17 protein-coding genes are annotated in these 15,486 nt (G+C 55.4%); 10 read left to right on the forward strand and 7 right to left on the reverse strand.

The window, feature by feature from the left end; translation table 11 throughout:
• The 9 genes from OKC27_RS05565 to OKC27_RS05605 all read left to right on the forward strand — a co-directional run.
• Positions 1-303, forward strand: a 303-nt coding sequence (locus OKC27_RS05565; RefSeq protein WP_270806001.1) for an ISAs1 family transposase, incomplete at its 5' end; no start/stop codon positions are given.
• Between the two features lie 401 nt (positions 304-704).
• Positions 705-1,022 carry a hypothetical protein gene (locus tag OKC27_RS05570; protein ID WP_270806002.1) on the forward strand — a complete coding sequence of 106 codons (318 nt, stop codon included), beginning with the start codon at positions 705-707 and terminating at the stop codon, positions 1,020-1,022.
• A gap of 246 nt (positions 1,023-1,268) precedes the next feature.
• Positions 1,269-1,457: a helix-turn-helix transcriptional regulator gene (locus tag OKC27_RS05575; protein WP_226059171.1), complete on the forward strand. Its 189-nt coding sequence runs from the start codon at positions 1,269-1,271 to the stop codon at positions 1,455-1,457.
• A gap of 13 nt (positions 1,458-1,470) precedes the next feature.
• Positions 1,471-3,144 (forward strand): DUF927 domain-containing protein, encoded by a 1,674-nt coding sequence (locus tag OKC27_RS05580; protein ID WP_226059172.1) that lies wholly within the window; start codon positions 1,471-1,473, stop codon positions 3,142-3,144.
• A gap of 49 nt (positions 3,145-3,193) precedes the next feature.
• Positions 3,194-3,469 (forward strand): pyocin activator PrtN family protein, encoded by a 276-nt coding sequence (locus OKC27_RS05585; protein ID WP_226059173.1) that lies wholly within the window; start codon positions 3,194-3,196, stop codon positions 3,467-3,469.
• A gap of 186 nt (positions 3,470-3,655) precedes the next feature.
• Positions 3,656-4,243 (forward strand): type IV toxin-antitoxin system AbiEi family antitoxin, encoded by a 588-nt coding sequence (abiEi, locus tag OKC27_RS05590; RefSeq protein ID WP_226059174.1) that lies wholly within the window; start codon positions 3,656-3,658, stop codon positions 4,241-4,243.
• A 306-nt stretch (positions 4,244-4,549) separates the two neighbouring features.
• Entirely contained in the window at positions 4,550-5,008 is a 459-nt protein-coding gene (gene zur / locus OKC27_RS05595) for a zinc uptake transcriptional repressor Zur (protein WP_182969788.1), read from the forward strand.
• Positions 4,998-5,459 (forward strand): chemotaxis protein CheX, encoded by a 462-nt coding sequence (locus OKC27_RS05600; protein WP_042656408.1) that lies wholly within the window; start codon positions 4,998-5,000, stop codon positions 5,457-5,459. The genes zur and OKC27_RS05600 overlap by 11 nt, the downstream gene beginning before the upstream one ends.
• Before the next feature lie 4 nt (positions 5,460-5,463).
• A complete protein-coding gene (locus OKC27_RS05605; RefSeq protein WP_042656409.1) occupies positions 5,464-5,694 on the forward strand; it encodes a hypothetical protein in 231 nt (76 codons plus the stop codon).
• 73 nt (positions 5,695-5,767) lie between these two features.
• Here OKC27_RS05605 and brnQ (OKC27_RS05610) read toward each other — a convergent pair whose 3' ends face one another.
• From brnQ (OKC27_RS05610) to OKC27_RS05620, 3 genes are all read right to left on the reverse strand, one after another.
• A complete protein-coding gene (brnQ, locus tag OKC27_RS05610) occupies positions 5,768-7,045 on the reverse strand; it encodes a branched-chain amino acid transport system II carrier protein (RefSeq protein WP_270806003.1) in 1,278 nt (425 codons plus the stop codon).
• 442 nt (positions 7,046-7,487) lie between these two features.
• Positions 7,488-8,792, reverse strand: a complete 1,305-nt coding sequence (gene brnQ, locus OKC27_RS05615) for a branched-chain amino acid transport system II carrier protein (protein WP_075113281.1) — start codon at positions 8,790-8,792, stop codon at positions 7,488-7,490.
• A 191-nt stretch (positions 8,793-8,983) separates the two neighbouring features.
• The gene (locus OKC27_RS05620) at positions 8,984-9,694 is read right to left on the reverse strand and encodes a tRNA1(Val) (adenine(37)-N6)-methyltransferase (RefSeq protein ID WP_270693308.1); all 711 of its coding nucleotides are present in this window, start codon (positions 9,692-9,694) and stop codon (positions 8,984-8,986) included.
• A 119-nt stretch (positions 9,695-9,813) separates the two neighbouring features.
• Between OKC27_RS05620 and srmB the strand changes: the two genes are divergently transcribed.
• The gene (srmB, locus tag OKC27_RS05625; RefSeq protein WP_139406342.1) at positions 9,814-11,037 is read left to right on the forward strand and encodes an ATP-dependent RNA helicase SrmB; all 1,224 of its coding nucleotides are present in this window, start codon (positions 9,814-9,816) and stop codon (positions 11,035-11,037) included.
• Positions 11,038-11,109: 72 nt separating this feature from the next.
• Here srmB and OKC27_RS05630 read toward each other — a convergent pair whose 3' ends face one another.
• The 4 genes from OKC27_RS05630 to rnr all read right to left on the reverse strand — a co-directional run bounded on the left by OKC27_RS05630 (position 11,110) and on the right by rnr (position 15,473).
• Positions 11,110-11,565, reverse strand: a complete 456-nt coding sequence (locus OKC27_RS05630; protein WP_270693307.1) for a GNAT family N-acetyltransferase — start codon at positions 11,563-11,565, stop codon at positions 11,110-11,112.
• Positions 11,566-11,756: 191 nt separating this feature from the next.
• Positions 11,757-12,326: a Crp/Fnr family transcriptional regulator gene (locus OKC27_RS05635; protein WP_270693306.1), complete on the reverse strand. Its 570-nt coding sequence runs from the start codon at positions 12,324-12,326 to the stop codon at positions 11,757-11,759.
• A 7-nt stretch (positions 12,327-12,333) separates the two neighbouring features.
• A complete protein-coding gene (rlmB, locus tag OKC27_RS05640) occupies positions 12,334-13,083 on the reverse strand; it encodes a 23S rRNA (guanosine(2251)-2'-O)-methyltransferase RlmB (protein WP_270693305.1) in 750 nt (249 codons plus the stop codon).
• Positions 13,080-15,473 (reverse strand): ribonuclease R, encoded by a 2,394-nt coding sequence (gene rnr, locus OKC27_RS05645; RefSeq protein WP_042062952.1) that lies wholly within the window; start codon positions 15,471-15,473, stop codon positions 13,080-13,082. The genes rlmB and rnr overlap by 4 nt, the downstream gene beginning before the upstream one ends.
• Positions 15,474-15,486: the final 13 nt, after the last annotated feature.

Consider the following 15,486-nt stretch of genomic DNA (forward strand, 5'->3'; position numbering starts at 1 on the left):
GGAAAAGGAACGGTAGATACCTCTTACTATGTCAGCTCGTTATCCCCCAAGCACAAGCTGCTAGGGCACTATATACGACAGCACTGGCGGATAGAGAACAGCCAGCATTACATTCTTGATGTGGTGTTCAACGAGGATGCTTCCAGGATAGCGATGGAGGATGCGGTCGAGAATATGGCGCTATTCCGGCGGTTCGTATTGAATATCGTAAAACAGAGCAATTGTGGTGCTCGAAGTCAGAGAAACAAGCTAAAAAGAGCCGGCTGGAATGACGACTATCGGGCTCAGTTATTCTTTGGTTAAAATATCAACAAAGTGTGCTCCCGCCCTGGGGTGTTCGCGGGGTGATTCCAAAATCCCTTCTCATTTTTAGCCGCTCTCAACTGTCTTCAGTTAAGCAAACCGATTCGAAACCAGACTCTGTACAGACAGAACAAAGTTCAATATTTTCAATAATTTATTGATCAAAAACCAGACGTGATACATGCTTTCTGAAATTTGGCTTTTGAGGGGCTGGGATATGTCTGAAGGCTTTTTTTGTGGTATGGCGCTACTGCTTGGATTTTTTACTGTGGTGTTTATCTGGTCAATTTATAGCTACAAAAAACACCAGGCTAAGGACCAATAGGCAGACAAAAGCTGAGGGTTGCATTTTTAAATCTGGTGGTAGCCTTGAGCTGAATATGGAATGAAAGGATTTATGTATGCACTTTACTAAAACTATTTTTTTAATGCTACTCGTTGTTATTGGTTTGGATATCTATCAAAACACGAAATTCGGCTGGTGGCTGATTTGCTTTGCCCCCACCTTGTGGTGCTGGCCCGCCATCGCCTTTGTTGCCAGGCGGCCTCTAGGTTTATGCCTGTTGTTGCTTTGCTTTATAGCTTTTTTAGTCATGCATTGGGTAGCTGCACTTGCAACGCTTTGTGCAATAGTGCTGATTTGGATGGTTAAAACAGCCAAAACACTTCCACCTCGGCCTAAATCTCGGGTCGTTATCAAAAATTATCATTTCTGGTGAGTTGTCATGAGGGGGCACGAACTTTCACATGTGAAAGTTTTGCCCTATCACAGCATCAAAAAATAATTCGCTAATAACCAAGAATTGATGCTGTGAAACCTGAAATTTAAAGCCATGAATTAGATAACTGTTTTATCAAGACTTTTTATTTTTTGATTTTGTCCAAAAAGGGCAATTACAGCGCCGAGGTTTTCTGTGGTGCGCATTCAGAATACTCCTGCCAACTCATGAACATTGGAGGAATGTATGGCTGAAACAGAAAACGAAAAATTATTAACATTAGTTGAAGTGGCCACTATGACGTCGCTTTCACAATCGACAATCAGACGCTTAATTAACGCTGGTAAATTTCCAGCGCCGCTAAGACTCGGCCAAACCGGGCGGGCTATTCGATTCAGACCGGCTGAAATCAGACACTATCTGAATAATCTTTAACGGAGGCTGGATAATGAATAATCAATCGCAGCCTTTGGACAATAAACTGGGTGATACAGTGCACGACGCTGTACATATCAAAGTTGTCGCTCGCATCCGCTCAGCAGATAAAAAAACCAATCACGGAGTTCTGTTGGAGTGGAAAAATATCGACGATGTTGTGCTCCAAGAAATTGTTTTAATCAAACATTTGATGGGAGATCACAACAAGCTTGTTCTGGAGAGACTGATTGATACCGGCTTTCCTCTCAACAAAGTGACGCAAGGATGGCAAGGACTCAGGCGCGACTTGCTTAGTCAAATACAGCATGCTGAACCAGCTATCTGTGTAGAACGTGCAGGCTGGCATTCTGAAGGTTTTGTCACTCCTGGTTGGAGCGCTCCAGTTGGAAAAACAGCTCTGTACTTATTGTGTAAAGGGCAGGATTTAGATCTTCGCTCAAAAGGTACTTTGGAACAATGGCACGAAGAAATCGGCAAACTGTGCATTGCCAACCCCATGCTAATTTTTGCCTGCGGGATCGCTCTAAGCGCGCCATTGCTGAGGGTATCAGGGGTAGAGAATGTGATTATTCATATCACTGGCGGTTCTGGTTCTGGTAAATCGACCATCACTAAATTGGCAACCTCAGTGGTAGGTGATGAATCTTTAATGCGGACTTGGCTTAGCACGGCAAATGGTTTGGCTGCCGCAGCTGCGCTACACCATGATATACCGCTATTTTTAGATGAGTTATCACAGGCCAAGGCTGAAGATATCGATAGTGCAGTTTATTCAATTACCAATGGCCGCCCTAAACTGCGCGCCAACGAAACTGGGCAATTGGCCGCTGGGGAGCTTTGGAGGACCATCGCGCTGTCAAACGGCGAGGTGACTCTGCCTGAACGCCTGGCAGAGCTGGGTAAACAACCACTGGCTGGACAACTCACCAGAGTTGTCGAAATACCAGTGTCGGGAAAATTCGGCGTTTTTGACGAACTGCATAGTTTTGCCCGGCCCGATCTGCTGGCAGATGAATTGCAACGTCGCTGCAGACTTTATCATGGCACCCTATTCCCTTCCTGGGTACGCCGCTTGGTCAGTTATGACGAGGCAGAGCTCAGCCGCAAAGTGTCGCAGCTATTGAGCTATCGTGCCGAACTACTCAAAGAAGATGCCGAAACTTTGGTTGGCCACAAAGCCAGCCCACAAGTTTTGAGAGTGATCCGGCGTTTTGCGCTGATCCAGGTGGCGCTTAGCATGGCATGCCAATTTAATTTATTGCCATGGCCGGAGTACCAAGCTACTGATGCGGTCGGCCACTGCTTCAAATTATGGCTGCAAAACCGTGGCCATGGCCTGGATACCGAAGATTACCGGCTATTCTGCCAGCTAAAACAGGCCATACAAAGCTGGCGCACCCGGATTAAACCATTGGATAGCCAGCTGAATTCAAGTATCGGCTACAGCAGACTTCAGCAAGGCGAAGAGCAATGGTTAGTCAAACCGGACGAGTTAAAGCAGGCGTTAAATCTAAGGCCGCAGTACCGCTCGCAACTGATGCTATTAGCTCAACGAAATTGGATAGCGTTTAATGAGATGGAACGTTTAACACTAAAACTAGTGCAGGGCAAAAAGTCAGCGCGATATTTTGCCTTGTGGCCTGAGCGGATCAAAAACGATCTGGCAGAACTTGAGGCTGATTAACTCGTTTCCCAGTTTTCCCAGTTTTTTTGTCATATTCAGAGGTAACCCTATGCAGACAATTTTTATGCTGCTGGCACAATTTGAGAAACCTGTAGTGCCGTTAAAAGAGATTTGTGGTGAGTACTTTGGCCTGTCGCATCAAACCGCCAGAGTCAGAGCCAATGCAGGTCAGTTGCCAATTCCGGCCTTTAGAACCAGCCAGAAAAATGACTATTTGGTGCATCTGGCAGATTTGGCGGCGTACATTGATCAACAACGTGAGAAGGAGTCGAGACGTTTGGCTGCTATTAATCCAAGGGCTGTGAGCGCCCTATCTACCCGGTAATGCGCTTTGATAAAGCGTTGCATCCACTAAGCTAAACAAGACAACAAACCAGCCCGTGAATTTCGCGGGCCTTTAAGTGATCAATAAACCACTTAATACATGTAAAACTGTCTACTTAGTCGGTTTAACGTCGACAAGTGGACACTTATACTATGAATAAGTGTATTTCACGCACAGATAGAGATTATGCAACAGACCACTGCGATCCAGCGTTTAAGTGAGCTAGACCAGCAAGGACGTTATGTATTTAACCAGCGCGATCTGGAAAAAATCTTCCCTGAAGATAGCAAACGTACCCTTCACGCTGGACTTGAACGTTTGGTACGACAGAACATTCTGGAAAGGGCGGCTCGTGGCGTCTACCTCTTTGCTTTGTCACATCATAAAAAAGGTCCAGACACTCTGGAACTGATTGCCAAAACCCTGCGGCGTGGTGAATACAATTACGTCAGCCTGGAATCCGCGCTTTCCTGTTATGGCGTAATTTCGCAAATCCCGATGGACAGGCTGACCGTGATGACCACAGGGCGCAAAGGTGAATACAAAACTCAGTATGGCATCATTGAATTCACACATACCAAGCGGCCGGTCCGTGAAATTATTCAGAGTTTCATTTCTATAAACAGGCCACTGCGGATGGCCACAAAGCAAGCGGCCTGGCGAGACCAAAAACGCGTTGGCCGGAATATTCACCTGGTTCAAAAGGAAATGCTGACGGAGGTAGATGCCAAGCTGTTCGGCAGTTCAACTCCAGAACCTGAATTTAAACTTTAAGCTGCAGTGAATAGATAAAAGCAGAACAAAAAACGGGCAAAAACGACAAAAATTTAAGACACCTGCCCCATATCTGCCCCATGACAAGTTCAGCCCTTGCCAGATAAGGGCTGCAGCCAAAATCTCACCAATCCAGCATGGGGGCGATGGAAAAACGCTGCGCCTGCATAAAAATCATCCGGGTTGGCTAAAGAAAGGGGCGGATTTTATCACAACGTGAAGCAGCCCCAGAAAATGAATTTTGTCGCCGCGCCATGCGAGGCCCTGTGATAGTATCCGGCTAATAGAAAGGGTATCTGCGCGATCATGAATCAAGACCAACTTTTACAACGAGCCGAGCGACTCTGTATACAGCGAGGGATCCGCTTCACCCCGACCCGACGTCAGGTATTTCGCCTGCTGGCGGCACACGGCAATGCCATCAGCGCCTATGATTTGTTAGCCCAGCTGCAACAAACCGAAGCCAATGCCAAGCCGCCAACCGTCTATCGGGCACTCGATTTTTTGCTCGAACAGGGCTTTGCTCACAAGGTGGAATCGCTCAACGCATTTATCTTCTGCTGCCACTTCGATCATGCTCACCCGATGCAGCTACTGATCTGCGACGAGTGCGGCGATGTGGTCGAGCTGCACGATACGGCCATAGATAGCGCGTTTTCCGAGCAAGCCCACTTGCATGGTTTTACGATTACCAATAAGACAATAGAGGCACATGGCCAATGTGCTCGCTGTACGCCCACTGTAGGAAATCATCATGAAGGCTGATTTTGTAAATCCGTTCCTGCTATCCCTGCTCAATGTGCTCTCCACCATGGCACAGCTGGAACTCAAACCGGGCAAACCGAAACGCAAGATGGATGAGCTGGCGCGCGGCGACGTCTCCGGCCTGATCGGCATGGTCGGCCCGCAGACCCGCGGTTCTCTCTCCATCAGCTTCGAGAAGGGGCTGGCGCTGGAGATCATGCGCCGCATGCTGGGGGAAGCCCCCGCCAACATCAACGAAGAGGTGACCGACATGGTCGGTGAAATCACCAACATGGTAACCGGTGGCGCCAAGCGGATGCTGGGTGAGAAGGGTTACGAGTTTGATATGGCCACCCCCATCATCGTCTCCGGAGCCAACCACACCATCACCCACCGGGCCGATGGCACCAAGATCATGATGCCGTTCGAATCAGATTACGGCCGCGCCACCATCGAAATCTGCTTCGAGTAACCCTATGTGGAAAGCATTGAAATGGATTTTCATCTGCTGGGCCCTGTTGTTGATCCTGTCGGATATCCAGATCAGCACCTCCCTCTACAAATACGAGGATAACCGGGTGCTCATCAACTTCCCCCGCTGGGAAGCCAAGCAGCCCTGGGGCACCTTCGAGTGGCATGCCGGACGGGTGCAAACCCACTGGTACGGTCTGGACGGCAAACCCAAGCCGACAGGCCCGCAAATCTGACTTGTTAACGGATCCGGCAGAAACAGAAGAGGCCAGCAGCTGCTGGCCTCTTTGCTATCTCGTTGTTCCAGAATCAAGCCGCTTCGGCAGCCAGCTTCCCGCTTGGCCGCACCAAGATGCCAAGGCCGCAGGTCAGCAGGGTCGGCAGCAACCAGGCGAGGCCCTTGTCGAACAGCGGCAGGAAGGCGAACGCATCCATCTGCATACCGGCAGCGCCCAGTCCGTCCAGACAGCCAAATAGAAAGGCCACCAGCAGCACGGCGCGAAACACCAGACGTGGCCGACCGAAACTCCCCTGAGCAAAAGTCACCAGCACCAGCGCGATGGCAACCGGATAGATGGCCACCAGTACCGGAATAGAGAGCCTGATCAGCTCGCTCAACCCCACATTGGCCACCAGGACGCACAAGCAGCCCATCAGCAGCACCCACTTGCGGTATGTCCAGCCAGCCAGACTGTGGAAGAAGTCGGCACCGGCACAGAGCAGGCCGACCGCACTGGTAAAACAGGCCAGGGTGATGATGGCAGCCAGAATAAACTGACCCGGTTGGCCAAACAGGCTCAGGACGTAGGCATTGACGATGGCCCCACCATTGCTGAAATCGCTCGCCACCCCACCGGCGCTGTTGCCCAGCTGAAAGAGCGAGACATACACCGCCGACAACCCGACCGCCGAGATCAAACCTGCAATGGTGAGGTATTTGAACTGGCTGCGATAATCCTCGATCCCCTTCTGGCGAAGCAAACCGATGATCAGGGCACCAAACATCAGGGATGCCAGGGTATCCATGGTGTTGTACCCCTCCAGCATTCCTTTGGTAAGAGCCGCATCTATGTACTCACCGCTGGCATCAGGCATGGTGCCCTGCGGCGTCATAAAGACCCCGACCGCAAGAATGAGCAGCATCGCCATCAGGGCTGGGGTCAGATACTTGCCGACCGCATCAAGCAGCTTGCCCCGATCAAGCGCCACCAGGATCACCAGCGCAAAGAAACTCAGGGTGTAGATCAGCAGCCCCTCGTGACCGGCATCGCCAAGCCAGGGCTTGAGCCCCATCTCGTAGGCGACCAGACCGGTGCGGGGAATGGCAAAGGCGGGCCCCATGATGATATAGATAGCGATGGCCAGCGCCGTCGCCGCCCCGGCGGGCAGATAGCGGGTCATTCCGGTCCAGCCACTCGCGCCGCCCCCCGAACTCCCCTTGGCCACCGCAATCAGGGTGATCAGCGGCAAGCCCACCGCCGTCAGCAAAAAGCCGCACATGGCAGCCAGCAGATGCTCACCGGCCATGAAACCGGCCAGCGGCGGAAAAATGATATTGCCTGCCCCCAGATAGAAGGCAAACGTCATAAACCCCAATCCGAATACATCGGACAACTTCAATGATTTCGTCAAACCCAACCTCATCTGCCTTATCAGCTTGTTATTGATTGCACCCACTGCCTGGCAGATAACCGGTAACAATACCTCTTGCTTCTTTCTCGTCCTGAGACAGGACAAGAATCACTCACTCAGCATAAAGAAAATGAATAAAAGCTCAATCTCAAATTAATATATTGAAACAATTTAACTAGACAGAGTTAATCACCAAGAAGTTTGGCAATTTCAAAAGGATACAAAACAGAGGTTGCACCAAGAGGGGAGCACGGGTGGCAAAGGAGTGGAACTGACGAACGTCGCCGAGAGCGATCATCACGACACTGCAGCACACACTCCAACACAGACTGCAGAAAGATGAAAAACAAAAGAGCCTGCACGGGGCAGGCTCTTGGCAACATCACATCGGGCGTGATCAGGCGGCTTCGGCGGCCATCTCGGTCGGACGCACCACCATGCCTACTACGCAGGCCAGCAGGGTCGGCATCAGCCAAGCGAGGCCCTTGTCGAACAGCGGCAGGAAGGCAAACGCATCCATCTTCATGCCGGCAGCACCCAGACCATCCAGGCAACCGAACAGGAAGGCAACCACCAGCACCGCACGGAACACCAGACGGGGACGACCGAAGTACCCCTTCAGGAAGGTGACCAGCACCAGCGCCACGGCAACCGGATAGATGGCAACCAGCACCGGAATGGAGAGACTGATCAACTGGCTCAGGCCCACGTTGGCCACCACGGCGCAGACAACGCCCAGCAATACCACCAGCTTCTTGTAGCTCATGCCGGTGAGATTGTGGAAGAAGTCTGAACAGGCGGAGATCAGACCCACGGCAGTGGTGAAGCACGCCAGGGTGATGATGGCGGCCAGGATCAGTTGACCGGGCTGACCAAACAGACTCAGCACGTAGGCGTTGACGATGGCGCCACCGTTGCTGACATCCGTCGCCACACCGGCCGCGGTGTTACCCAGACGGAACAGGGAAACATAGACCACGCACAGACCAATGGCGGAGATGAGGCCGGCAATGGCCAGATACTTGAACTGGCTCTTGTAGTCGTTAATGCCCTTCTGGCGCAGCAGGTCGACGATCAGGGCGCCAAACATCAGGGACGCCAGGGTGTCCATGGTGTTGTAGCCTTCCAGGATCCCTTTCACGAAGGGGCTGTTCTGATAGTCACCGGACGCATCAGGCATGGTGCCTTGCGGCGCAACGAATACCCCGACCGCCAGGGTCAGCAGCAGCAGCATCAGAACCGGTGTCAGGTATTTGCCAATGGCGTCCATCAGCTTGCCCTGGTTCATGGAAACCAGCATGGCCACGCCGAAGAAGATCACGGTATAAGCCGCCAGACCCGCCTGACCCATGTCACCGATGAACGGCTTGAGGCCCATCTCGTAGGCCACCAAGCCGGTACGGGGCGCAGCAAAGGCCGGGCCAATGATGATATAGATGGCCACGGCCAGCGCGGTCGCGACACCGGCAGGCAGCAGTTTGGTCATGCCCGCCCAGCCGTTACCGGCTTTCGCCACGGCCAGAATGGTCACCAGAGGCAGGCCCACGGCAGTCACCAGGAAGCCGAACATCGCCAGGGAGAGGTGCTCACCGGCCATGTAACCGGCCAACGGCGGGAAAATGATATTACCGGCGCCCAGGTAGAAGGCGAAGGTCATAAACCCTAATCCGAGTACATCGGACAATGTGAGTGATTTCGTCAAGTTCAACCTCGTCTGTCTTGTAAATTATTGCTTGTTATAGTTTTTATCGGTCGCTGACCGGGTGTGTTCAGGGGGGATAAAAAAAGAGCCCCGCGTGTTTTTTCATCACAACCAGTGGTTTTAGCTGGTCTGGAGCGGGCGCTCGATCTGGAACCAGCATAATGGCGTGAAAAAATAGTTCAAGACGAAATTTACATCTTCAAATAGAAGGGGTTGGTCAGTTGGATATATCTGTCGGAATAGGCTCCATCAGCAGAATGGATCACAATCTCACCCCTCTCACACCTGTTTAATCCTCTGCCAAGTAGCAATAAAACACGATTTGCCTCTTTACCCTCTCTGGTGATAACAGCTGTATAACAAATCCCATGCAGATCATAATGCGCCGATATGCATAAAATTTCATCGGCCATCGCCGTCGGTAGTACCAGCGCCACCTGACCGTTCGGGCTCAGCAAACGATTGCAGGCCGCCAGTAATCCGTGACTGTCGAGGGCACCGGTATGACGGGCCAACGCCCGCGCCGGATCGCTAAATGACTGGCCTGCCACGAAATAGGGGGGGTTGGAGACGACAAGATCGTAAGGGGCAGCCTGATAATCCTGAATGGCACTCTCTATGATGGTCACCCGATCGGCCCAGGGAGAGGCCGCCGCATTCTCCCGCGCCTGGCTGGCCGCATTAATATCCAGCTCGACCGCATCGAGACGGCAGTCAGATCTGCTGCGCTGGGCCAGCATCAGGGCGATCAGGCCGCTGCCGGTGCCGATATCGAGCACCCGGTGCGCCCGTTCGACCGGTGCCCAGGCACCGAGCAGAATGCCATCGGTGCCTACCTTCATGGCGCAGCGATCGTGATTGATATGGAACTGTTTGAAGGTAAATCCGCGACTACGCCCCATCTGGCCCCCGTCATCTGAAAAAATGGTGGGCGATTATAGCGGCTAAGACACACTCACCAATAGGAGCCGACGAGATAATCGCCTATAATCTGCCGTTTCCTTAATGACCGAGTATTGCCATGAGCCAGTCCTTTGATGATTTCGACCTACACCCCGCCCTCAACCGGGCCTTGGCCGAGATGGGATTCACCCGCCCCACCACCATCCAGCAGATGGTGCTGGAGCCAGCCCTGGACGGCCGCGATATTCTGGCATCCGCTCCAACCGGTACCGGCAAAACAGCCTCCTTCCTGCTGCCGGCACTCCAGCACCTGCTGGACTTCCCGCGCCGCAAGCCAGGCCCCTGCCGCATGCTGATCCTGACCCCGACCCGCGAGCTGGCGCTGCAGGTGACCGCCCACGCCAAGGCGCTGGCGGCGCACACCAACCTCAGCATCGAGACCATCATCGGCGGCGTCAGCCATGAAGAGCAGCTCCCAGCCCTGACCAAGACCACCGACATCGTAGTCGCCACCCCGGGTCGTCTGCTCGAGTACATCGAGAAAGAGGAGTTCGAGAGCCACGACATCGAAGTGCTGGTGCTGGACGAAGCGGACCGCATGCTGGACATGGGCTTTATCAAGGATGTGAACCGCATCGTGGCCGAAGCGCGCTACCGCAAGCACACCATGCTGTTCTCCGCCACGCTGGAAGGGGCAGGCCTTGAGAAGTTCGCCAACGAGATCCTCAACGATCCGGTCGAGCTGCATGCAGAGCCGCCCCGCAGTGAACGCCGCCCGATCACCCAGTGGGTGCATCTGGCCGATGATGCAGCGCACAAGCTGGCGCTGCTGATCCATATCCTGAAAGATCCGGAAACCCAGAAAGCCATCGTCTTCGTCAAGACCCGCGAGCGTCTGGCGGAACTCTCCGGCCAGCTGCAGGCTGCGGGCATCCCGTGCGCCTGGATCCGTGGCGAGATGGAGCAGAGCAAGCGCGTCGAGTCGATCCGCAAGTTCCACGCAGGGGAAGTGCCCTTCCTGATCGCGACCGACGTTGCCGCCCGTGGCATCGACCTGCCCAACGTCAGCCATGTCATCAACTATGACATGCCCTACGGTACCGACGTTTACGTCCACCGTATCGGTCGTACCGGTCGCGCAGGCAACCGTGGCTGCGCCATCAGCCTGGTAGAAGCCCATGACATGGCGATGGTTGCCAAGATCGAACGCTACACCGAGGAGCGCCTCAAGCGCCGGGTGATCGACGAGCTGCGCCCGAAACACAAGGAAGCGCGAGTACCGGTGAAGAAGAAAAAGCCGGTCGACAAGAAAAAGTCCGCCAAGAAGAAAAAGAAGAAGTAATCGCCAAGCGCGAAAAAGAAGGGCCATCCCACGGGATGGCCCTTCTGCATGCTGCATCACCCTGCCTGGCGGTCAGGCCACGGCTCTGCGCATCCCCATATGGGGGATATCGTCTTCGAGATAACCTTCCCCTTCAGCCACAAAGCCGTGCTGACCGTAAAATCCCTGCAGGTGGGCCTGCGCGCCTAGCCAGATGCTGTGAGTCGGCCAGCGAGCCTCGCACGCCTTGACCGCCTCGCCGATCAGCTGGTGACCAAGACCACCGCCACGCGCTTTGGGCGAGGTCACCACCCGGCCGATGGCGGCACCGCTCTCATCGCCGATGCCGGGCGCCATGATCCGCGCGTAAGCAGCAAGCTGTTCGCCCTGATAACCGAGCAGGTGCCAAACCCCTTCGCGGCGATCGAGCCCATCCAGATCCTGAAAGGGGCAGGTCTGCTCCACCACGAACACCTCGGCCCGCAGTGCCAGCAACTCGTACAACTCGTCAGTGGTCAGTTCAGACCAGGGTTTCAGGATCCAGTTCATCGGCAACTCCTTATCAGTTCGGCCTGCCAGCATAATCGTGACGCCAGCACCCTGCATTAACCTTTGTTAAGTTCTTTCGGTCGTTTGCGAATGCGGCTCAGGCTGCAGATGCAGCGTAATGCGCGGGTAGATAGGGTATAGGGAGCAACACCCACCCCTTTGCACAAAATCGGGCGCTAATAGAGAGAGCGTCAGCCCTCGCCAAGTGCTTTCAACCGCTTGCGAATGCGACTCAGGCTGATGGGGGTAATGCCGAGATAGGCGGCGATCTGGTGATCCGGCACTCTGGCATCCAGAGCGGGGAAGCATTGCAGAAAGTGCTGATAGCGGGCCTGCGGGCTCCCGGTCAGCAGCAACAGCTCCTTCTCCTCCTTGATACACAGCTGTACCTCCAGCAGGTGCTGGTACCAGATTGGCCAACAGCAGAGCGGGCGCAGGTCGGCCAGCTGGAACAACTGCAAGCGGCAGGGTTCCAGCGCCTCCACGCTGTAGCGGGCGGGTTCACCACTGAGCAGGTGGTGGAAGTCGAGAAACTCGTCCCCCTCCCAGTAGAACTCCTTGATGTACTCGCGACCATCCGCCAGCACCACTTTGGCCCGCAGCAGCCCCTGCTCCACCCTGACCAGCAGATCCGGACTGTCACCAGCGTGCCAGAGGCAAGATCTGGGGGCCAGGGTCAGCGAGCGTGCAAAAGAGAGGATGCGCGCGGCCTCCTCTTCATCTGCGACCTGCGCCCAACTGAAGGGGGGTCTGTCGGTCATCACGGCATTAACTGCGGCGCTGACGCACGGCTTCGAACAGGCAGACGCCAGTCGCCACCGAGACGTTGAGGCTCGATACCGCCCCCGCCATCGGGATACTCACCAACTCGTCGCAATGTTCACGGGTCAGACGGCGCATCCCCTTGCCCTCGGCGCCCATCACCAGTGCCATCGGGCCGGTCAGCTTGGCCTGATAGACATCGTGATCCGCCTCACCGGCAGTGCCGACGATCCAGACGCCGCGATCCTTCAACTCCCGCAGACTGCGAGCCAGATTGGTGACCTGAATGAGCGGCACCACTTCGGCGGCGCCACAGGCGACTTTACGTACCACCGAGGTCAGGCCGGTGGCCTTGTCCCGCGGCACGATCACCGCATGGACCCCGGCCGCATCGGCGCTGCGCAGGCAGGCACCGAGGTTGTGCGGATCGGTCACGCCGTCCAGCACCAGCAGGAAAGGCTGGGCCTGTTGTTCGGCCAGACTGTCCAGCAAACTGGCCAGATCGTGCTCGGCCAGCTTGGGCGCTTCGATCACCTTGGCCATGATGCCCTGGTGATTGTTGCCCTCGGCTTTATCATCAAGGGTCTTGCGGTTCACGCTCTGCACCTTGAGACCGAGGGATTCAAGCTCGGTCAGCAGGGGTTGCAGCCGGTCGTCATCCCGCCCCTTGAGGGCCCAAACTTCGATGAAACGCTCCGGGGTGCGCTCAAGCAGCGCGGATACAGCGTGAATGCCGTAGATCAGTTCAGTACTCATTTAGTGCTCTTGGCCTTATCGCGAGCGTTTTTGCTCGGTCGTCTGTTGCTGGGCTTGGCGCGGCCACCCTTGTCGGATTTGCCGTGATCCTTACCCTCTTTGCGTTTTTCGTGGCGCTGGGCGCTCTTGGCCTTCTCTTTCTTGATCTCGGCCTGCTTGCGCGCCATCTCTTTGGCATTCTTGCCGGTGGCCTTGAGGGGCTCTTCCACCATCACGAAGTCGATCTTGCGATCGTCCAGGTTCACGCCCATCACCTTGACCCGCACCTTGTCACCCAGACGGTAGCGACGGCGGAAGTTCTCGCCGATCAGCTGCATGTGCAGGGGATCAAACTGGTAGTAGTCGTTGGTGAGGGTGCTGACGTGGACCAGACCATCGATGTGGATCTCCGCCAGACGGACGAAGAAACCAAAGCCGGTGACGCTGGCGATCACGCCATCAAACTCGTCACCCACGTGATCCAGCATGTACTCGCACTTGAGCCAGTCGGCCACGTCGCGGGTCGCATCGTCGGCACGGCGCTCGGTCATGGAGCAGTGCTCACCCATCGGATCCACTTCTTCCAGCTGGTAGTGATAACCACCGCTCGGGGTCCACTTGTGGCGCAGGTTGCCCTGTTGCTCTTTTGCAGTCTGGTACTTGATGGCGCGGTGCAGGATCAGGTCGGGATAGCGACGGATCGGCGAGGTGAAGTGCGCGTAGGACTTCAACGCCAGGCCGAAGTGACCGATGTTGTCAGCCTGATAGACCGCCTGACGCATGGAACGCAGCAGCATGGTGGAGAGCAGCTCGGCATCCGGGCGCCCTTCAAACTTGGCAGCCAGCTCGGCAAAGTCTTTCGGCTCGGGTTCGAGACCGCCTTTGAGCTCCAGACCCAATTCGGCCAGGAAATCACGGAAACCGGTCAGACGCTCTTCGCCCGGACGGTCGTGCACCCGGAACAGGGCAAAGGCTTCGTTCTTCTCGATGTAACGGGCCGCGGCCACGTTCGCCTGGATCATGCACTCTTCGATGATCTTGTGGGCGTCGTTGCGCACCAGCGGCACGATCTGGTCGATCTTGCGCTGGGCGTTGAAGATGAAACGGGTCTCTTCGCTCTCGAACTCCACCGCACCACGCTGGTGACGGGCATGTTTGAGCGCTTTATAGAGGTTGTTGAGCTCTTCGATGTGGCCCACCAGCGGGTCATATTGCTGACGCAGCTTGGGATCGCCATCGAGGATCGCGGCAACCTTGCTGTAGGTCATGCGCGCATGGGAGTTCATCACCGCTTCATAGAACTTGTAGCCGGACATACGGCCAGCGGCGGAGATGGTCATCTCGCACACCATGCAGAGACGGTCAACCTGCGGGTTCAGGGAGCACAGCCCGTTGGAGAGCACCTCCGGCAGCATGGGCACCACGAACTCGGGGAAATAGACCGAGTTGCCGCGCTGATAGGCTTCGGCATCCAGCGCAGTGCCGGGCTTCACGTAGGCGGATACGTCCGCAATGGCAACCCACAGGCGCCAGCCGCCACCACGCTTGGCTTCACAGAAGACGGCGTCATCAAAGTCGCGGGCATCTTCCCCGTCAATGGTGACCAGCGGCAGGGCGCGCAGGTCGATACGACCCTCTTTGGCTTTTTCCGGCACCTGTTCGCCGAGACCGGCAACCTCTTTGGTCACCTCCTCCGGCCAGGTATGCGGGATACCGTGGGTACGCAGGGCGATCTCGATCTCCATGCCCGGGGCCATGTTCTCGCCCAGCACGTCCAGTACGGTACCGACCGCGTTGATGCGGGAGTTGGCGCGCTGGTTGATGCGCACCACCACGACCTGGCTCTGGCGAGCCCCCTTGTTTTCGCCTTCCGGGATGATGATGTCCTGACCGATACGGCTGTCGTCCGGCACCACGAAACCGACGCCGTTCTCGACGAAGTAACGGCCGACGATGTCTGCCTCACGGGGCTTGAGCAGGCGCACCAGACGCGCTTCCTGACGACCCTTGCGGTCAATCTCGGTCGGCTGCACCAGCGCATAGTCACCGTGCATCAGGCGCTGCATCTCGCGGTTATTCAGATACAGATCCGGTCCACCACCTTCCGGGCGCAGAAAACCGAAACCATCTTTATGGCCAAGTACATACCCTTTGACCAGATTCAGACGATCCGGCAGGGCGTAACATTGGTTGCGAGTGAATACCAGCTGCCCATCGCGCTCCATGGCGCGCAGACGACGGCGCAAAGCTTCCAACGGCTCTTCGTCAGTCAGCTTGAGTGCCTTGGCCAGCTCTTCGCGGGACATCGGCTTTTCGTGACCCTTGATGAGTTCGAGGATCAGCTCGCGACTGGCGATGGGGTTTTCGTATTTTTCGGCCTCGCGTTGGAGGAAAGGATCTTTTTGAGACATAAGCAGGCCTTAG

Source organism: Aeromonas sp. QDB62 (assembly GCF_027705695.1).
GTDB lineage: Bacteria > Pseudomonadota > Gammaproteobacteria > Enterobacterales > Aeromonadaceae > Aeromonas > Aeromonas allosaccharophila.